The following is a 402-nucleotide window of genomic DNA, read 5'->3' on the forward strand; positions in this document are numbered from 1 at the left end:
GAAGAAATCTGCTAAATGGATTGCTCAAATATCTGTCACGATTCCTACAAACGAAAAAACAGGAACAAAGATTTTAGGAGTAGACTTAGGTCTCAAAGTTCCTGCGGTAGCTATCACAGATGATGATAAAGTTCGTTTCTTCGGGAACGGTAGGCAAAACAAATTTATGAAACGTAAGTTTCGCAGTGTTCGCAAGAAATTAGGAGAAGCTAAGAAACTGAATGCCCTGCGTCAACTTGATGATAAAGAACAAAGATGGATGCAAGACCAAGACCACAAAGTAAGTCGTGAAATCGTTGATTTTGCAACGGATAATAATATTTCTGTCATTCGATTAGAGCAACTAACGAACATTAGACAGACGGCACGAACAAGCCGTAAAAACGAAAAAAATCTACACAC

The 402-nt window shown here is 38.3% G+C and carries 1 protein-coding gene; it reads left to right on the forward strand.

Features of this window, described 5'->3' with window-relative positions:
• The coding region (locus MR167_RS31865) for a transposase (RefSeq protein ID WP_242316265.1) at positions 1 to 402 on the forward strand (402 nt) is incomplete at both ends.

It is taken from the genome of Bacillus cereus group sp. BfR-BA-01355 (genome assembly GCF_022663675.1).
Lineage (GTDB): Bacteria > Bacillota > Bacilli > Bacillales > Bacillaceae_G > Bacillus_A > Bacillus_A thuringiensis_S.